Origin of the sequence: Streptomyces sp. NRRL S-118 (assembly GCF_000716335.1) — a bacterium.
Taxonomy (GTDB): Bacteria; Actinomycetota; Actinomycetes; order Streptomycetales; family Streptomycetaceae; genus Streptomyces.
The window spans coordinates 1-1,796 of the sequence record NZ_JOBL01000328.1; the positions used below are offsets into that span (position 1 = coordinate 1).

At 72.9% G+C, this 1,796-nt stretch carries 2 protein-coding genes; one reads left to right on the forward strand and one right to left on the reverse strand.

The window, feature by feature from the left end; translation table 11 throughout:
- Nucleotides 1-912 (forward strand): potassium channel family protein (locus IH00_RS0103280; RefSeq protein ID WP_199819685.1); only part of this gene is annotated, 912 nt, incomplete at its 5' end.
- 117 nt (nt 913-1,029) lie between these two features.
- On the opposite strand, the gene IH00_RS0103285 is transcribed toward IH00_RS0103280, so the two are convergent.
- Nucleotides 1,030-1,796: tryptophan 7-halogenase (locus tag IH00_RS0103285; protein ID WP_199819686.1), on the reverse strand; the 767-nt coding region annotated here is incomplete at its 5' end.

Here is a 1,796-nt window from a genome sequence, read left to right on the forward strand (position 1 = left end):
TGTGGCCGCCGCAGAGCCCCGCGCCCGCGTCATCGCCACCCAGGCCGATCTGGACACCCGCTCCTGCCTCTCCTCCTCGCGGGGGTGCTGGGGGCGCCGGGCGCGTTCCGCAACGCATCCGCCCTGCGCTGCCCGCCGCGCGGACTCTCCGGCCACGTCGTGCTGCTCGGTCTGGGCAAGATCGGTGCCAGGGTTCTGGCCCGCCTGCGCGACCTCGACATCCCTGTGGTGTGCGTCGAGGAGGACCCCGAGGCCCGCGGTGTCGCACTCGCCCGCCGATTGCGCGTACCGACTGTCATCGGCGACGTCACCCAGGAAGGCGTCCTGGAGGCGGCCAAGATCCACCGCGCGCACGCACTGCTGGCCGTCACCAGCTCGGACACCACCAACCTCGAAGCCGCCCTCTACGCCCGTACGGTCAAGCCGGACCTGCGCGTAGCGCTGCGGCTGTACGACGACGACTTCGCGACCGCCGTCTACCGCACCCTGCGCGCCGCCCACCCCGACGCCCTCACCCGCAGCCGCAGCGTCTCCCACCTCGCCGCGCCCGCATTCGCCGGAGCCATGATGGGACGCCAGATCCTCGGCGCCATACCTGTCGAGCGCAGGGTCCTCCTCTTCGCCGCGCTGGAGGTCGCCGGCCACCCACAGCTGCGGGGACGCACCATCGCCGAGGCTTTCCGGCCCGGGGCCTGGCGCGTCCTCGCCCTCGACACCCCCGCGCCCGCCGACCGGCGCCCCAGCCTGGCCACCCCCCGCCCAGCCGACGGAGAACGGCACCCCACGGGTCTGGTCTGGGACCTTCATCCCGGCTACGTCCTGAAGCCCGAGGGCCGCGCCGTCCTCGCCACGACCCGTCGTGGCCTGGCCGAACTGCTCGGCAGACACGCGCGTGCGCGCACCGCCGGGTAGGAGCTTCGTTTCGCCGCGAGGGCCGTCTGAACGACCGGCGCGCGAAGGGTGCACGTAACGCCTGGGTTCGAAGTCCTCACCTTCGCGGCAAGTGCCCGTGACGCCGGAGAGGAGGGATCATGACGACTCGAGACCGGCAGCCGGGTCCGACGCTCCGGAGCGCCGTCTCCTCCAGAACGGTGTGTCCCACCGCCGCTCCCTCCCGTAACAGATGAGGCGGCCCCTCAAGAACTCGCTGTGGCTCGCCCCGACCAGTCCGGCATAAGCACTCAGAGCGGCGGAGTCGCCTGCCGCGTCGGCGTGAAGGGCGTCGGCCGCCGCGATGCCTGTGGCGAGTGCGGTGATGATGCCCCTCGCGGCGATCGGGTCGGACGTGGTGGCAGCGTCACCCACCGCGGCCCATCCCGGAGCTGCCGCGGGGCTGGTGCACGACGTCGCCGTCCGTACGATGCGCAGCCCGGAAGGCGGGGCTGCCCTTGCGCGCCACACGCGTTGGCGAAGAAGGGTGGTCTCCTGCAGCGCCCCCCACCAGTGGTCTGGCCTGTGGAGCGCCTGCCCGGCGACGAGGTCGGCGTCCGTCATCGCCATGACGAAGCAAGTTCCGGCGGGCAGCGGCGCGCTGTACCACCAGCCGAAGGGCGCCGACTCGATCAGCGAACTCCGGGGCACACCGCGACCCGGCGCGCCGAACGGCAGGCAGGCCGCGAGAGCGACCATACGGTCAGCCCTCACGAGGGTGGCTCCTGCCTGACGCGCCAGCCGTGCACCTGCCCCCGTGGCATCGATGAGGTACCGGGCCCGGATGCTGCCGTGATCGAGTGAGAGCTGCCAGCGGGCGCCGTCGCGCCGCGCCGACCTGACGCGGCCGGTGCAGACGCGAGCAC